15 protein-coding genes are annotated in these 15,929 nt (G+C 36.4%); 4 read left to right on the forward strand and 11 right to left on the reverse strand.

Translation table 11 applies throughout. The annotated features are described in order from the left end of the window. Positions 1-196: 196 nt before the first annotated feature. The 6 genes from ACG59Z_RS10765 to ACG59Z_RS10790 form a co-directional block, all read right to left on the reverse strand. Positions 197-412: a hypothetical protein gene (locus ACG59Z_RS10765; RefSeq protein WP_200028254.1), complete on the reverse strand. Its 216-nt coding sequence runs from the start codon at positions 410-412 to the stop codon at positions 197-199. Between the two features lie 187 nt (positions 413-599). Continuing rightward, on the reverse strand, positions 600-1,064 hold the full coding sequence (locus tag ACG59Z_RS10770) for a MarR family winged helix-turn-helix transcriptional regulator (RefSeq protein WP_002050629.1): 465 nt from the start codon (positions 1,062-1,064) through the stop codon (positions 600-602). Between the two features lie 686 nt (positions 1,065-1,750). Beyond that, on the reverse strand, positions 1,751-3,469 hold the full coding sequence (locus ACG59Z_RS10775) for a fructose-specific PTS transporter subunit EIIC (RefSeq protein ID WP_400199276.1): 1,719 nt from the start codon (positions 3,467-3,469) through the stop codon (positions 1,751-1,753). After that, positions 3,456-4,403: a 1-phosphofructokinase gene (pfkB, locus tag ACG59Z_RS10780; protein ID WP_343568042.1), complete on the reverse strand. Its 948-nt coding sequence runs from the start codon at positions 4,401-4,403 to the stop codon at positions 3,456-3,458. The genes ACG59Z_RS10775 and pfkB overlap by 14 nt, the downstream gene beginning before the upstream one ends. A 14-nt stretch (positions 4,404-4,417) precedes the next feature. Next, positions 4,418-7,276 (reverse strand): phosphoenolpyruvate--protein phosphotransferase, encoded by a 2,859-nt coding sequence (ptsP, locus tag ACG59Z_RS10785; RefSeq protein WP_400199279.1) that lies wholly within the window; start codon positions 7,274-7,276, stop codon positions 4,418-4,420. A 222-nt stretch (positions 7,277-7,498) separates the two neighbouring features. Then, positions 7,499-8,359, reverse strand: a complete 861-nt coding sequence (locus tag ACG59Z_RS10790) for an alpha/beta fold hydrolase (protein WP_400199280.1) — start codon at positions 8,357-8,359, stop codon at positions 7,499-7,501. A gap of 137 nt (positions 8,360-8,496) precedes the next feature. Here ACG59Z_RS10790 and ACG59Z_RS10795 point away from each other — a divergent pair, with 137 nt between their 5' ends. Then, on the forward strand, positions 8,497-8,952 hold the full coding sequence (locus ACG59Z_RS10795; RefSeq protein ID WP_400199458.1) for a hypothetical protein: 456 nt from the start codon (positions 8,497-8,499) through the stop codon (positions 8,950-8,952). A gap of 35 nt (positions 8,953-8,987) precedes the next feature. Here the strand turns inward: ACG59Z_RS10795 and ACG59Z_RS10800 are convergent, their stop codons facing one another. The 3 genes from ACG59Z_RS10800 to brnQ form a co-directional block, all read right to left on the reverse strand. Continuing rightward, entirely contained in the window at positions 8,988-9,233 is a 246-nt protein-coding gene (locus ACG59Z_RS10800; protein ID WP_000949688.1) for a hypothetical protein, read from the reverse strand. Between the two features lie 258 nt (positions 9,234-9,491). Next, the gene (locus ACG59Z_RS10805; RefSeq protein WP_212283806.1) at positions 9,492-9,911 is read right to left on the reverse strand and encodes a heme-binding protein; all 420 of its coding nucleotides are present in this window, start codon (positions 9,909-9,911) and stop codon (positions 9,492-9,494) included. A 191-nt stretch (positions 9,912-10,102) separates the two neighbouring features. Next, a complete protein-coding gene (gene brnQ / locus ACG59Z_RS10810; RefSeq protein WP_400199283.1) occupies positions 10,103-11,404 on the reverse strand; it encodes a branched-chain amino acid transport system II carrier protein in 1,302 nt (433 codons plus the stop codon). A gap of 352 nt (positions 11,405-11,756) precedes the next feature. On the opposite strand from brnQ, the gene map reads away from it, so the two are divergent. Then, complete coding sequence (gene map, locus ACG59Z_RS10815; protein ID WP_400199285.1) at positions 11,757-12,551, forward strand: type I methionyl aminopeptidase; 795 nt, start codon at positions 11,757-11,759, stop codon at positions 12,549-12,551. Between the two features lie 53 nt (positions 12,552-12,604). Here the strand turns inward: map and ACG59Z_RS10820 are convergent, their stop codons facing one another. Then, positions 12,605-13,504 (reverse strand): LysR family transcriptional regulator, encoded by a 900-nt coding sequence (locus tag ACG59Z_RS10820; RefSeq protein ID WP_311070777.1) that lies wholly within the window; start codon positions 13,502-13,504, stop codon positions 12,605-12,607. A 245-nt stretch (positions 13,505-13,749) separates the two neighbouring features. Between ACG59Z_RS10820 and ACG59Z_RS10825 the strand changes: the two genes are divergently transcribed. Next, positions 13,750-14,073 carry a hypothetical protein gene (locus tag ACG59Z_RS10825; protein ID WP_396482426.1) on the forward strand — a complete coding sequence of 108 codons (324 nt, stop codon included), beginning with the start codon at positions 13,750-13,752 and terminating at the stop codon, positions 14,071-14,073. A 46-nt stretch (positions 14,074-14,119) separates the two neighbouring features. On the opposite strand, the gene grxD is transcribed toward ACG59Z_RS10825, so the two are convergent. After that, the gene (gene grxD, locus ACG59Z_RS10830) at positions 14,120-14,461 is read right to left on the reverse strand and encodes a Grx4 family monothiol glutaredoxin (RefSeq protein ID WP_000138830.1); all 342 of its coding nucleotides are present in this window, start codon (positions 14,459-14,461) and stop codon (positions 14,120-14,122) included. Positions 14,462-14,688: 227 nt separating this feature from the next. Between grxD and ACG59Z_RS10835 the strand changes: the two genes are divergently transcribed. Continuing rightward, positions 14,689-15,897, forward strand: coding sequence for an aspartate aminotransferase family protein (locus ACG59Z_RS10835; RefSeq protein WP_400199288.1), 1,209 nt, complete (start codon positions 14,689-14,691; stop codon positions 15,895-15,897). Positions 15,898-15,929: the final 32 nt, after the last annotated feature.

A 15,929-nucleotide genomic window follows, 5' to 3' on the forward strand; every position in this document is an offset into this window, starting at 1 on the left:
CTTTACAAAAGTAATATAAAATAAGAGCTTGCAGTAGCGTAAAATTCTTCTTGTCAAAAAGGATATATCATTCCTTTTTGTGCATTTTATAGCCTACATTTTCCCCAAGATGTAGGTTTTTTTTATGCCAAAAATTTTATTATTTTACTGTTTATTAAATTTTTAAATTATAAATAAAAAAAGCCATAAAGGCTTTTTATACGGTTTCTGGTTTTTTCAACTGTTGTTGAATATAGAGATTCATATAGTATTGCTCTATATAATCATCAGCATAATTATTCGCTAATGTTTTTGTAGCTACTTGTTCATGCTTAGCGTAGCAGTTCGTTTCCAAGTCCTTCTCGAGTACCCACCATTGGCGGTTAATACGACGTACCTGAAATTTATCACTTTTATATTTTCTTTTAGCCATTTTTTCCTAAAATTACAATGTAGATAATAAAAGAGAGTTTCTACTGGAGTTGAAAGAACATGTCAACAAGCATAGTGTTTAATTGGCTACTTTGTGAAATCTAGGTTCTGAGTCCCTAATCAGTAAATATAAAAAAGCCCTCATAAGAGAGCTTGAAATTTAAAAAATTTTGCAAGTTTAAAAGAAATTAACGAGATAGATTTTTTAAAAGCATTTTTAAACTTTCCATCATTTTTTCTAACTGTAGAGGGGTAATACCTTCAAATGATTGCTCAAGTACGACACTGGTTAGATCGTTAATTTTATTAATCATTTCAGTACCACGTTCAGTAAGATATACACGTGTAATACGACCATCAGTTTGGCAAGAATATGTTTCAACTAAACCTTCATCTTTTAAGCGATAAACAATTTTAGTTGTAGTCGACATTTTTGAAATAATCATGTCAGATAGTTCAGACACGCTAGCGTGAGGTTTACTACTTAGCGCTAGCATAATACGTCGACGTGAGTTATCTAAGCCATATTTTTTAAGGGCATTATCAATATTTTGAACATATTGAGCATGGACCTGAGTAATCCAATAATATGGAAAATCTTCAAGAGTGAAAGATTCCGTTGTAGGTAAAAAACGCGCATACTTCTTTGTCATTGACTTTTCCCCATACCTTGGTGGATCGCATTTTATGAAACTAATTTTAATAGTTGAAAAATATAGTTTCACTAAGCAAGTTATATCAGGACTTTAAGTCATGAGCAAAATTTATATTGTTTGATTTAACAAGGACAAACTATAAATTTTGCTAATCTGATAAAACTTATTTCTTACCGTTTATTTGAACTTGGCTGCTCGCTTGTTCGTAAAATGAACGATACCTGTTTGCATGAGAATCCTAGAAAAAAAAAGTTGTTTTGAACGTGACATTTCTATAAAAATTTTTTGTCTATAAAGTCATAACTATAAAAAATCAATCCATTTAATAAAGAAATGTTAAATTTAATCAATAGCTTGATTTGGTTTGAAATGCTAAAAATTTACCATATATTTAACACGATTGATGAATAATCTATAAATTTTATTGAATATTTGTTTTTATGTTATTGATTTTTAAATATTAAAATATTTTTTTTAAATAGGGTGATTCTTTCAAATTAGAACTTAAATATGTAAATAGAGTGCTAGAAGCTCAGAACTTAAAAGAAGAATCTAATCAAAAAGCCAACTCTTGCAGTGATATTAGCTCAAGATATTCCTGAACAAGTGATGGCACGTGCGACTCAAATTAATAAATAATTTGAGAAACAAAAAGGGAGAATATTAATTCTCCCTTTTATAAGCTATGCGTTCGGTAATAACTTTTCTTCTTGGTTCTTCTTAATGATGGCATAACTTACACCCGTTACGATGCTTCCAGCTGCAATTGCTGCTAGATATAACCAAGCGTGATTGATTGCATTTGGAATCAGAAGTACAAATACGCCACCGTGTGGGGTAACAAGTTCACAGTGAAATAGAGCAACTAATGCGCCAGTTACTGCACCACCTAAAATACAAGTTGGAATAACACGCATTGGATCTTTTGCTGCAAATGGAATTGCACCTTCTGAAATAAAACATAGTCCAAGCACGAAAGCAGCTTTACCGGCATCTTTCTCACCTGTACTAAATTTATTTCTAGCAAGGAAGGTCGCAATTGCCATACCTATTGCAGGAACCATTCCGCCGGCCATAGTGGCTGCCATTGGCATGTAAGTATTGGTTGTAAGTAAACCGACTGTAAAAGCATAAGCAGCTTTGTTGATTGGGCCACCTAAATCAATACACATCATACTTGCCAGAATAATTCCCATTAATACGGCATTTGTAGTGCCCATGTTGTTAAGGAAATCTTTCATTAACTCAAAAATATGTGCTACTGGTTGGCCAACCACATAGAACATAATGAGACCGACAAATAATGTTCCTAATAATGGAATAATTAAAATAGGTTTAAGAGATTCTAAGCTAGTTGGTAGTTTAAGTTTTTTGGCAATAAATAATGCGATATAACCTGCAAGGAAGCCCGAAACAATGCCACCTAAAAAGCCCGCTTGTAGCTGTGCTGCTAATAACCCACCAATTAAACCAGGTGCAAGGCCAGGACGATCTGCAATTGAATATGCAATATAACCCGACAGCATCGGTACCATGAGGGTAAATGCTGCCGCACCAATCTGTTTTAATATGGCTGGTAGGCTGCCTGCTTGTTCGGCTGCATTTAGACCAAAACATAAAGAAAGTGCAATTAACAGGCCGCCTGCAACAACCATAGGCAGCATATAAGAAACACCAGTTAATAAGTGTTTATACACACCAACTTTTTCAGTTTTATCTTTATTTTCCGTTGTAGCTTGTTGTTTACCTTGTTCTAAAACTTGTGCATTCGCAATTGCTTCAGCAAAGGCTTTGTCGGTTTGTTTTAATGCAAAACCAGTACTGCATCGATAAACACGTTTACCTACAAAACGGTCTGTGTTGACTTCAATGTCAGTGGCAAGAATAACAATATCGGCATCCGCAATCGCTTGTGCTGATAAAATATTCTTCGCACCCACAGAACCTTGAGTTTCTACATCGATTTGATATCCAAGTCTCTCTGCACCTTGCTGTAACGCTTCAGCTGCCATAAATGTATGGGCAACTCCAGTTGGACAAGCAGTAATTGCAACAAAGTGAGTTGCTCCACTTGAAGTCTGCTTAGGTTTTTGATCCCATTCATTTGCTGGTTTCGAATGTTCAAGCGCCGTTAAAAGTGCTTTATCAGCATCTTCTTTAATATCTTGAATAGACACTAAAGACAAAGCACTTTGACCAAAAATATTTAGATTTTTAGGTTGTTGCCCAACAATAATCACATGATTAAAGTCATCACTTGATTCAAATTCATCGAGTGAAATAACGCTGTGTTTATAGCCATGTTGTGTTGCGACTAAAGCAAGTTTACGAGCTAAAATCAAAGCATTGACTTGCTGTTGCGGACTATTAGTGACAAATAATAAATGTTTAGCAGTTTGCATCAGATTCACTCAATGAATTGATAGTAGTTTGTGCTTTTAATTGGTCTAGAACCTCTGGACTAGGAATTCGAAAACCAATTTGTGTTACAGCATGGCTTGCAATTGCTGTCGCAGTTTTTAAAGTTTCTTCAGGAGATAGTTGGCTTACAAGTCCGTGGATCATACCCGCTAAGAGGGAATCACCAGCACCGACTGTACTTTTTACAATAACTTTTGGTGCTTGAGCATGTAGGGGGTGGGTGGCATGCAGCCAGTTTACGCCGTCTTCACCCATTGAAATCACCACATGCTCAATATCGGCTAAGCTGTCAAAAAGTTTTCTTTGTTCAGCATAGCTTGTTGCAGGACGTTGATAACTTTCTACGAGCTCATCGGTATTAGGCTTGATCATCCAAGGTTGACATGCAATTGCGGCAACCAAAGCTTTACCGCTGGTATCTAATGCAACTTTTTTATTTTGTTTTTTGATCAGTTGAATAAGTTGTTGTAACTCATCAATACTAAAACCTTGGGGTAGGCTGCCAGCTATTGCAACCACTTCAACTTGTGGTAACAAAGCTTCAATCTTATTAAATAGGCTTTGTTTGTCTGTTTCAGAAACAAAGAATCCTTTGCCGTTTAAATCGGTCATCCGCCCAGAATGCTCAGCAATTTTTATATTTTGGCGTGTTTCCCCATCAATATAAATGAATTCGGGTTGAAATTGAGCTTGGGTAAAATGTGTATCGAAAATTTGTCGATTATGCTCACCTAAAAAACCGGTTACGATGACATCGTGACCTAAGTCTTTTAATACTTGAGCAACATTAAGGCCTTTACCAGCCGCATGAATTTCTACCGACTCTTGTCGGTTCACTTCACCTACCTGTAACTCATTTAGTTGGATGGTTACATCAATTGCAGGGTTTAAAGTAACTGTTAAAATTTTAGCCATTACTATTCCCAATTTTATAAGTCTTGTTCAGAGAGCTGGCGTACAGCAGGGGCGCTATCACACAGTAAAGCTTGTTGCGCAAGTTTTTGAGCATGACTATAGCTCAGCGTACGAATTTGAGCTTTTACTAGTGGAATGCTATTTGGCGACATACTCAGTTCGTCCACGCCCAATCCCATGAGAATAGGTACAGCTTTCGGGTCTGCTGCAAGCTCACCACAGATTCCTACCCATTTGCCGTGTTTGTGGGCAGCTTTAACAGTTTGATCAATCAAATTGAGAATACTTGGGTGCAATCCATCTGCTTCAGCTGAGAGTATTGGGTGACCTCGGTCAATCGCTAAAGTGTATTGAGTTAGGTCATTTGTTCCGATACTGAAAAAGTCGACTTCTTGTGCAAGAATTGGCGCAAGTAAAGCTGCAGAAGGAACTTCAATCATAATGCCAACTTGTAAATTGTCACATGGATGTTGAGCTCTTACTTCATCAAGAATCGCTTTTGCAGCACGCCATTCTTCAACGCGTCCAATCATAGGGAACATAATTCGTAATGGACGATTATCCGATGCTTTTAATAAAGCAGTTAATTGCTGTCTTAAAAGCTCAGGACGTCTTAAGGTTAAACGAATTCCCCGTAACCCTAAGAATGGATTTTCTTCCTCAGCAATTGGTAGGTAAGGTAAGGGTTTGTCACCACCTACGTCTAATGTTCGTACAACAAGTGGGCGGCCAGCAAGTGCATCTAATACCACTCGGTAGTCAGCTTCTTGGACAGTTTCATTAGGTGCACTGCTATGAGACATGAAAACCAGCTCTGTACGAAGTAGTCCAATGGCTTCTGCACCACATTCTACTGCTTGTGCTGTTGCTTGAACTTTACCTAAATTGGCAGCAATTTCGACTTGGTGTTGATCTAAAGTAATAGCAGGTTCTTGGCTATGACGTTCGGCTTCTTCACGAATTTGACGCTGTTGCTCACGCTCTTGCTTCGCTTGTTCGATTTGAACGGTATCTGGATTTAAAACAAAAGTTCCCGTGTCACCATTAATGAGTAGGGTGCTTTTTTGATCAATTTGCAAGACTTGTTCACCAGCACCAACAATAGCTGGAATGCCTAAAGCACGTGCCACAATTGCACTATGAGCACTTGCACCGCCTATAGCAGTTAAAATACCTGCAACGCGATCTTTGTTAAGACGAGCCACATCGCTTGGCCCAACATCATGCATAATTAAAATATACGGCTCTTTAGGCTCTTCAATAACCACTTCACCACATAGTTGTGTTAAAACACGGTCACCAATATCGCGTAAGTCTGTTGCACGTTCAGCGAGCAAACGGTCTGGTAAGGCTTCCTGTGCTTTGGCAGCAGCTTCAATATGCTCATGCCAAGCAGCTGGTGCTGATAAATTTTGGTTAATTTTTTGATAGACACCATTAATCAAATCAGGATCATCAAGCATTTCTAAATGAGCTTGAAAGATTTGTTTAATTTCGGAAGCATCAGCTTTGGCAATAACTTGGTGAATATTGTTTTTGATGGCATGTAATGCAATATCTAAATTTTCTTTCTCAGCTTTTACACTTAAACCCATACGTTCATATTGATAAACCTTTGGTTTAATCACATGTACTGGGCCAAAAGCTAAACCACTTGATGCCGCAATGCCCGTATTGTTAGCTAATGTCGTAGCATTTGATACGGCAGCTTGCACAGGTTGCTGTTCAGGTGGTTCGCTGGTTACTGCTATTGCCTCAACTTCTTCACCTAAGCCTTGCTGTACTGCCAAGACTACTTGATCTAAGGCATCTACTGCATCGGTTTCTGGTTCTGCGATAAAACGTAGAGTTTGACCACGTTTACAACCTAAGGCTAAAAGACGAGTTAAACTTTTAGCAGAAACAAAACTACCATCATCTACAGCAACTTGAATATCACCTTGGAACGTTTTTGTGAGATTGACTAAATGTGTAGCTGGTCGAGCATGTAAACCGTGGGCATTTGCTAATACAACTGAACGTTGAGGCCAGTCTGGAATAACATCAGCCCCAATAATTTTTGCAATTTCGTTTGGAGCTTGAGTTTTATCTAACTCGGCCACTTGCTCCGGGTTAAATAAAATATCAATTAAACGATTAAATCTTTCATTATCGAGCTGATCATTAGCAGCAATACAAACGAGAGTATTTAGCTTTTTACCATTTAGCTCTAAAACTTTTGATGGTTTAGTAATGCTAATAGCAGGTTGCTGAACAAAGTGATTGCTGGAAATGGACCAAATTTGATCTTGCAGTTGAATGGCTTGTTCTGGATCAAGTGAACTTAGAAAACCACATTTTACAAAATTATGTTTTTTTAGCGTTTGAGAAGCTGTCCAAAATAAGTCTTCGATATCTTGCGCATCAATTTCGGTTTGAATGAGATTTTCATGAAGCGCTAAAGATAATGGCTGAGCTTGTAGTAATTCTATAATTTGTTCAGGTTTAGAAGCATTTTTTACTTGTTCACTTACATCATGCATTAATGCCCGAGTAAGAATTTGCAAAACTTGTAAATGTTCGTCCGATTTCGCTGCAATCACGACAGCTAAATAGATTTTATTTTCTCCATCCCAGATCACGCCTTCAGGAAAATGAGCTAAGCGAATACCTGTTTTTAGAATATATTCACGTGATTGAGGAGTACCGTGGGGAATAGCAATACCTTGGCCTAAGTAAGTCGCGCTTTGTTGTTCACGATTGACGAGTCCTGTTATATATTCAGGTGTAACTAACCCATCTTTTTCTAATATATCTACTAGACACTTTAATGCATGTGTTTTATCAACAGCACGTTGATTCATATGAATATGTTGAGGCTCTAGTGCTAGCATAATTATCCTTGAACAATTTCTTTGGCTTTAGCTAAAACAGAAAAAAAGAAGCTGTTTGCATTAAACAAGTAAATATACCTGTTTTGACAACAGCTTCAGATGAATTACCTTAGCAGAACTTTAAATGTATATCGACGCATTTAAGTAAAAAGCTGCTCGTTTTTAATACAAAAAAACCTCTAAGCCGGATTACTGACTTAGAGGCGAAAATAAAAGCGGTGATTAATGATTTATTTCTTGTTCTAAAATAGGCCAAAGTTTTTGATGTGATTTTTTAAATAACAACATATGGCCAATTGATTTATATCCTAAATCTTTTGGATTAAGTTCAATCATTTTTTTATTTGCATTTGGATATAAACTTAATAATTCTTGTACGTTGCGTTTAGTTGCAATTTCATCATCATCAGCCCAAATAGCCGTAATTGAACACTGAATATCTGAATGAAAATCATGAAAAATAGTCTTGCCTATGGCATTTTTCACATATCCGGGACGACTACAAAACTCTCGCCATTGTTGAGCAACTTTTTTAGGTAGATTTTCTCCCATACCAATGAATTGAGTTGCACCATAACCTTTAACAACACTAGAAACAGGGAAGATAAGATTAAACATAACTGGTGCTAGAAACTTGGTTTTTCCCTTAAGGCCTTTAATATGTCCAGTTGAGCCTGCAACCGTTATTACTTTTGCAACTTTATTATAGTTAGGTACGACTCCTAGTAATTGTCCACCCGCGCTGTGTCCAATAAGAATAACTTGATTTACTTTCGTTTTTGTTAATAAAGCATCAATTGCAGCAGGGATATCAAGTGTTCCCCAGTCGGTAATACTTGCGGTACTTTGTTTTAAAGCTCCATGTAGAGACTCGCCAATACCACGGAAATCGAAACTCAATACATCGTGGCCTTGTTGACCTAGCCAAGTTGCAAAAGAATGATAAAAATTTTTAGTAATACCTGTTGCTGGACAAATAAGGACAGGGTATTCAGTTTTCTTTTCTTGAGCAGGATAAAATTGAGCTGCAAGCTGATAACCATCTTTACAGGTTATCCAAAAAGATTCATAAGTCTTATCCATAGATTTAAAGTGAATTGTATAATCATTTACCTTAATGTACATGAGTTCTGAAAAGGTACTTGATTAAAATGTGACTATAAAGTCAAGATTTATGTTATACAGCTCTGCAAATTTTAATAAAACGAATAAAGGAAATGATGGAAATATCGAAAGCTGTACAGTTGGCTATTGTCTTTAGTGGTGTTTTTTTATGGATAGGAATGTTAACAGGAGTATGGAAGTATTGGCAAATTCGCCGTTCTGAATTAAGCCGTGCACATTATTACGTAGACATTGCACATAGAAGCAGTTTGCTTTATGCAGCAGCTACACTCATTTTGGCTGTATTAAGTTATTTTACGGTTTTAAATGAAGATATTGCTTTATGGTGTGTATTGCCAAATATACTATTTTTTAGTTTCTCAATTTTAGTTTATATCATTCACGGGTTTTTGCAGGATACAACCAATCAGTTTAAAAAACCCCATAGGTTAGGGCACTTTAGTTTACCGACATGGTTAATGACTTTCATGATGATCGCTTTAATTGTTACTGAGCTACTAGCAACTGCTATTTTGGTTATGGGAACGATCTTGTTGTTTTTAAGCAAATAAAAAATGGATGATCACTCATCCATTTTTGAATTCTATTATTTCTGTTGACTAAGTCGTCTTTTAGCTAATTTTCGCATTTTGTGGTCGACAAAGGCCCATACACAAAATACGAAAGAAACAACCATGGCATACATAAAGTATTCGGGTTTGAGATTCCCTTTAATCATACCTTGAAACAGTAGAGTCAGCATAAGAGCAAGCGTCGTTACTCCATAAACAACTGAATCTTTACTGTTCAGAGTGTTAATGAAGACTTGTTTGTTGAAATGTAATGATAACATCTCCATCCCTCCTTGTGGTTGCGCTAAAACCGAATGTTTTAGTCAAGAATAAGTTTAATGTTGTACTTGTATTTTTAGCTTAATTCAATAGTCAATTGAAAAAATTTTGAACAGTTTTATGAAAACCTCTATATTTATAAATAGTTAAGGTATAAGAAAGGTAAATATTAAATATTTTTGTATAAAATACTTAATATTTTAGAAAAGAGAAACTTTTAGGTGAAAAGTGTAATAATTTCTCTTTTCTCTCAATTTAATTTAGTTGCTTTGTTTCTTTAAGAAGACATCAATTGCGTGTTGTGCAATTTCAGCATCTTCAAAAGATTGGACACCAGAAACACCAATTGCGCCTAAAATTTGGCCTTCATAAATAATCGCTTTTCCGCCTTCTAGCATACCTTTAGCACTTGGTAGACTTAAGAAACCAAGACGGCCATTTTGAAGAAGTTCTTCGTAAAATTTTGAAGGACGGCCGCTCATTGATGAGCATTTAGCTTTTTCTAGACATATATGTGTACTGAGAGGAGAAGCGCCATCTAGGCGTTTCATAAGTAATAAAGAGCTTGTTTCATCAACAATGGCTATACTGACTTTGAAGTTGTGTTCGATTGCATATTTTTGAGCTTCTTCCATTAAAAACTCTGCATCTGCTAATGTTAGGTAATATTTAGTTTTCATTTATGCTCTTCTTTCCTGAGTAAGCTAAAAATTATTTTAGTGTAATATTACAGTAAAAATTAATTATATCTAGAGTTGAATTGTCATTAAATACTGGTGTTGGAAATAAAATGCCGGTTGGGTAAACGCAGCATTTTATTCGATATATAAAATCATGTTTGGGTAAAACTCGATTTCAAAAAAACACCAGATTAAATGTTTTTATGTTTAACTTTGTCGATAAGGGTGGTCACCGCAAGAACAACTAAAGATGGGATCAACCATGCCAAGTTTTGTTCATTTAATGGTAAATGTTGAAGGAAAGTAGGAAGGTTATCCCCAAAACCAGCAACTTTAAGCCCATCGATAATTCCGAAAATTAAAGCAATACTTGTTACTGAACCAACAATAAACGATGGCTTATGCCAAAATTTCCAGAAGAAACTGAGCATAATAACCACAATAGCAGGTGGGTAAATTGCACTTAAAACCGGTACTGATACAGCAATTAGTTTGGTCAATCCAAGATTAGAAATAATGAAAGAGAAACCAACTAAGATGAAAACTAAAAGCTTATACGGTAACTTAGTGAGTTGGGCAAAATATTCACCACATGCACAAGTTAAACCAATTGCAGTAACCATACAGGCTAAGAAAATGAGGCCAGTTAAGAATAATGAACCCATGTTTCCAAAAGCATGTTGAACATATGCATGTAGGATTACAGCACCATTCGCTGCATTTGGCGCGACTTCATGGCTACCTAAACCTAATTTAAATAAGCTTAAGTAAACTAAAGTAAGACCAACACCTGAGATAAGGCTAGCAATAATTGCATACTTGGTTACTAGTTTTTTATCAGTAACACCACGCGAATAAATTGCTTGAATAATGACGATACCAAATACTAAGGCACCTAAAGTGTCCATAGTGAGATAACCATTTACGAAACCTTCTGAAACAGGAGAGTTAACATAATGATTAATAGGCGCAGGAACATAGCCCGCAGGAATCATAACCGCTGCAATACCTAAAATTGCTAAAGCGATAATTTTTAGAGGTGCTAGAACATGTCCAACTGTATCTAAAAGCTTGTTTGGATATAAAGAAACAATAGTTACAAATGCAAAGTAAATCGCACTGTAAATTAGAAGACTACTGCTTGATGTTCCAAAGTAAGACGAAAAGCCAATTTCATAAGAAACTGTTGCAGTACGTGGCGTAGCAAATAAAGGGCCAACTGATAAATAACAGACCACTGTTAAAATCAGACTTGCGATACGACCTAAAGGTGAACTAATAATTTCAATGGAACCCTGCATACGAGAGAGTGCCATAATCGTAATTACGGGTAAGCCAACGGCAGTAATCAAAAAGCCTATGGCAGCTAGCCATACGTGATCACCGGCTTGTTGTGCCACAATGGGAGGAAAGATAATATTGCCAGCTCCAATAAAGAGAGCAAAGGTCATAAAACCTAAGGCAATAATATCTCCGGTACGAAGTTGTTGCATAAATTAAATTTAACGAAAAAGAAAGAATTTTAGAGCAAAAGAGAGCATGATCAAGCGCTATTTTATGTGAAAAAGCTTTTTTTCAGGACTTAAAAATCATTCAGAGATATGAAAAATATCAACTGGTTAAGTTATCTAATTGAAAAATCATTGAAAGAAGTAAAGAAAACAGTTTTTAAGTCTGACTTTTTAAGGAAATTATGTAAAAATAAAAATATAAAATACGATTATGAATGTTGAATATTTGGGCATTTAAAGCTTTCCGCCTATCCTATATCCATTCTAAAATACTCTAAATTAACTAACATTTTTGTAGGCATGGTAAAAACAGTCCCTACGAGGATAAAATTGAATGAGAGCTTCTACTGTTACAATTAAAACTGAACAAGATCTGGAAAAATTAAGAATTTCTGGGCGTTTGGCTGCACAAGTTTTAGAAATGATAGGGAAGTACGTTAAGCCAGGTGTAACAACTGAATATTTAGATAATATTTGCAATGATTACATCGTAAATACTTTAAAAGTTATTCCTGCCAATGTTGGTTATCATGGGTTTACAAAAACAATTTGTACCTCAGTGAATGAAGTTGTTTGTCATGGTATACCTTCGCCAAATAAAGTTTTAAAAGATGGCGATATTATTAATATTGACGTAGCAATTATCAAAGATGGCTACTTCGGTGATACGAGTCGTATGTATTATGTGGGCAACGTAAATCCACATGCGAAAAAATTAGTTGAAACAACCTATGAGGCGATGGTTGCTGGTATTCACACAGTTAAACCAGGAGCTACTTTAGGTGATATTGGTTATGCCATCCAATCAGTTGCTCATCGCGAAGGATATAGTATTGTCCGTGAATACTGCGGGCATGGCATTGGTAAAGTTTACCATGAGCAGCCTAATATTCTGCATTATGGGCAACGTGGCCAAGGTTTAGTTCTGAAGAAAGGTATGGTCTTTACGATTGAACCTATGGTTAATGCAGGGAAACCTCAAGTTAAAGAATTAAACGATGGTTGGACGGTTATTACTCAAGACCTTTCTTTATCTGCTCAATGGGAACACATGGTTGCTGTTACAGATACAGGTTTTGAATTACTGACACCATGGCCAGAAGGTGTGGGAAGCTATCTGGAAATTTAATAGTTATAAAAAAGTTCGATAATTTATCGAACTTTTTTATGGAGCTTAATTTATTAATGTTCTGAAAGTTGTTCCACAAGATAATCAATAAATACACGCACTGCTGGGAGTAATCCTCTACGAGAAGGATAAACAGCATGGAATATACCGTGAGCTGCTTTCCAATCTGGCAAGATTTGCACAAGTTGCCCCGATTTCACAAAGTCTTCAGCCGCTGTGTCAGGTAACAACGCAATACCACAATTTTGACTCGCAAGTTGGGCGAGCATGTAGATATTTGTTCCCATTACAGTTGGGCTAACTTTCACTTTTTTTAGCTGGTTATCTGGGCCGTGTAATATAAATTGTTGATCTAAATGCTCTTCAGACAAACTTAAAATTCGGTGATCACTTAATTCTTCAGGTGTCTTAATATTACCAAACTCATTTAAATAAGCTTGGCTCGCAAAGAGACTCTGTTCTATCAGTGAAAACTGTCTAAGGACTAGGCTAGGGTCATCATCTAATTTTGATCTGACGCGTAGAGCGACATCAATACCTTCATTAATAACATCAACGCGGCGGTTACTTACAATCAGTTGTAAACGAATCTCAGGGTATTTTTTTAAGAATGCCGGTAAAATTTTAGGTAGCTGGTTTTGTGCAATGTCTACCGGAACACTTACTTTGACTACACCTCTCGGTTGAATACTTAAGTGATCAACTAAATCATGGGCTGCTTGAGCAGCATTCATCATGACTTGCGCGTGTCTATAGATATCCATCCCGATATCGGTAACAGCAAAATGACGAGAACTACGCTGAATTAAGCGAACCCCTAAATTTTCCTCTAAATTATAAACACGACGACTTAATTTTGATTTTGGAATGTCGGTAACACGTTCGGCAGCACTAAATCCACCATGCTCAACAACAAGGGCAAAACAATAAAAATCATCAAGATCTGTGAGCATTAAAATATCCTATTTATGCAACACTAAAGATTTTACATTATTAGTTTTGCAACGATAAAATTTGATTTTAATTTTTTGTAAAAAGCTTATAAATATGACTTAAAAAGGGGGATTTAGATAATTTGAAATTTAAATGTAATTACATTGGAATGTTTTTGTAATTTATTTTTTGTAATTAAAAATCAAATATGGCGTTCATACACTATTTTTCATAAAATGTATTTTTCTCGATTTTTTTTTAAAGTATGTCTTACCAGTTAGTTGAATTACAGAATGCAGAGGCCAATATTCTTTGCCCAATTTGTAAGCTTGCGGTTATTGATTGGACACAAGAACAGTACGTTCAACCTTGTGAACATACATTGTTCATTGCGATGGATTTGGGCTTTGAATTTGTAGCTGACCGTTTTGAAGAATGCATGACTCAAAATGTAGATGAGTTACATGAAGATCCGAACATGAATATTTTTGATGCGATAACGACTACACCATATAAAAATCTAACTATTTTAAAAGCAGATCTTGGTGTAGATGGTTTATTTCGCTATGTAGGGATAAGTGATTGTTAAATTCATGAGTATAAAAAAGCCAATCTTTCGATTGGCTTTTTTATTATTATGCTTCTGGAGCTGCGCTGTATTGTTCGATTAATGGTTTTAATTCGCCATTTTGGAACATTTCGAGCATGATATCACTACCACCAATAAGCTCACCATTTACCCATAATTGTGGGAAAGTAGGCCAGTTTGCAATTTTTGGTAAAGTTGCACGAATATCAGGGTTTTCTAAGATGTTCACATATGCAAATGGACGACCAATTTGACTGAGCGCCTCTACTGCACGTGCAGAGAAACCACATTGTGGAAACTGTGGAGTGCCTTTCATGTAAAGTAAAACGGGATGCTTCGCAATTTGATCGCGAATTAACGCTTCAGTATCACGTGCTTGTTCAGTCATATGTAGATCCTCAACTAATCTTGCAGCATTATAGGGGGTGTTCACATTGCTTTGCAAACCACCTTGTTGCTTAAAGTTGCATAGAATATTCAATATTTTATTGTATAAACCGAAGTGATAGTAAAAAGCAGACGAAATTTTAGATAAATGAGTCATGAGACTTTTCATCAGCGCAAGTTTTTGTTTATATAAACCCTTCTTAAAACCTCATACAGACAGAGTTCGTGATGACTGATATTACCCTAGCTCCAGTACAACCTGATCAACCAACACACTTAATGGCTACTTATGGTCGCCAATCGATCAGTTTTGTCCGAGGCCGAGGGGCATATCTTTATACACAAGATGGTACAGAATATTTAGATGCACTTACTGGTATTGCTGTATGTGGTTTAGGACACGCTCATTCAGCTATTGCAGAGGCAATTGCAGAACAAGCAGCTACACTCGTACATACAAGTAATTTGTTTGAAATTCCTTGGCAAACTGCGGCAGCTCAAAAGCTTGCTGAAGTTTCGGGTATGGAAGAGATTTTCTTTTCAAACAGTGGTGCTGAGTCAAATGAAGGTGCAATTAAAATTGCGCGTAAATTTGGTACTCAACAAGGTATAAGCCTGCCAAAGATTATTGTTGCTGAGCAATCATTTCATGGTCGTACTTTAGCTACGCTTTCTGCAACAGGGAATAAAAAAGTACAAGATGGTTTCGCTCCTTTGGTAGAAGGCTTTATTCGAGTGCCATTTGGTGATATTGAAGCGATTCAAGAAGCGGCCTTACAACATCCAGATATCGTTGCTATTTTGATTGAGCCGATTCAGGGCGAAGGCGGCATTAATACCGCGCCACAAGGGTTTAGCTATTTAGAAGAAGTTCGCCACCTTTGTAATCAGCATAACTGGTTGATGATGCTGGATGAAATCCAAACTGGTAATGGTCGTACAGGTAAGTACTTCGCATATCAACATACAAATATTATTCCAGATGTTTTAACCACTGCAAAAGGTTTAGGTAATGGTTTTCCAGTGGGTGCTGTAATGACTCAAGGTAAAGCTGTAGGTTTGTTAGGACCTGGAAGCCATGGTTCGACTTATGGCGGTACGGTATTGGGTTCTCGTGTGGTTTATACGGTAATTGATACGATTCAGAAGGAAAATGCAGTAGAGAATGCAGCAGTAGTGGGTAACTATATTGTTGACCAATTACGTGCCCAATTGTCTGGTAAGAACGTACAAGTACGTGGTTTTGGTATGATGATTGGTATTCAACTACCTAAAGATTGTGCTGAGCTTGTTGCGATTGCTCGTGATGAATACAAGCTTATTATTAACGTTACCGCAGGTTCTGTGGTTCGTTTATTACCTCCAATTAATATGACACAAGCTCAAGCCGATATTTTGCTAGAGCGTTTAGTCGCTTTAATTACGAATTATCTTTAAGTTTTAAAGACAATAAAAATGGGCGTTAATCG

The sequence above is a fragment of the Acinetobacter sp. ABJ_C1_1 genome (assembly GCF_044684115.1).
Taxonomy (GTDB): domain Bacteria; phylum Pseudomonadota; class Gammaproteobacteria; order Pseudomonadales; family Moraxellaceae; genus Acinetobacter; species Acinetobacter nosocomialis_A.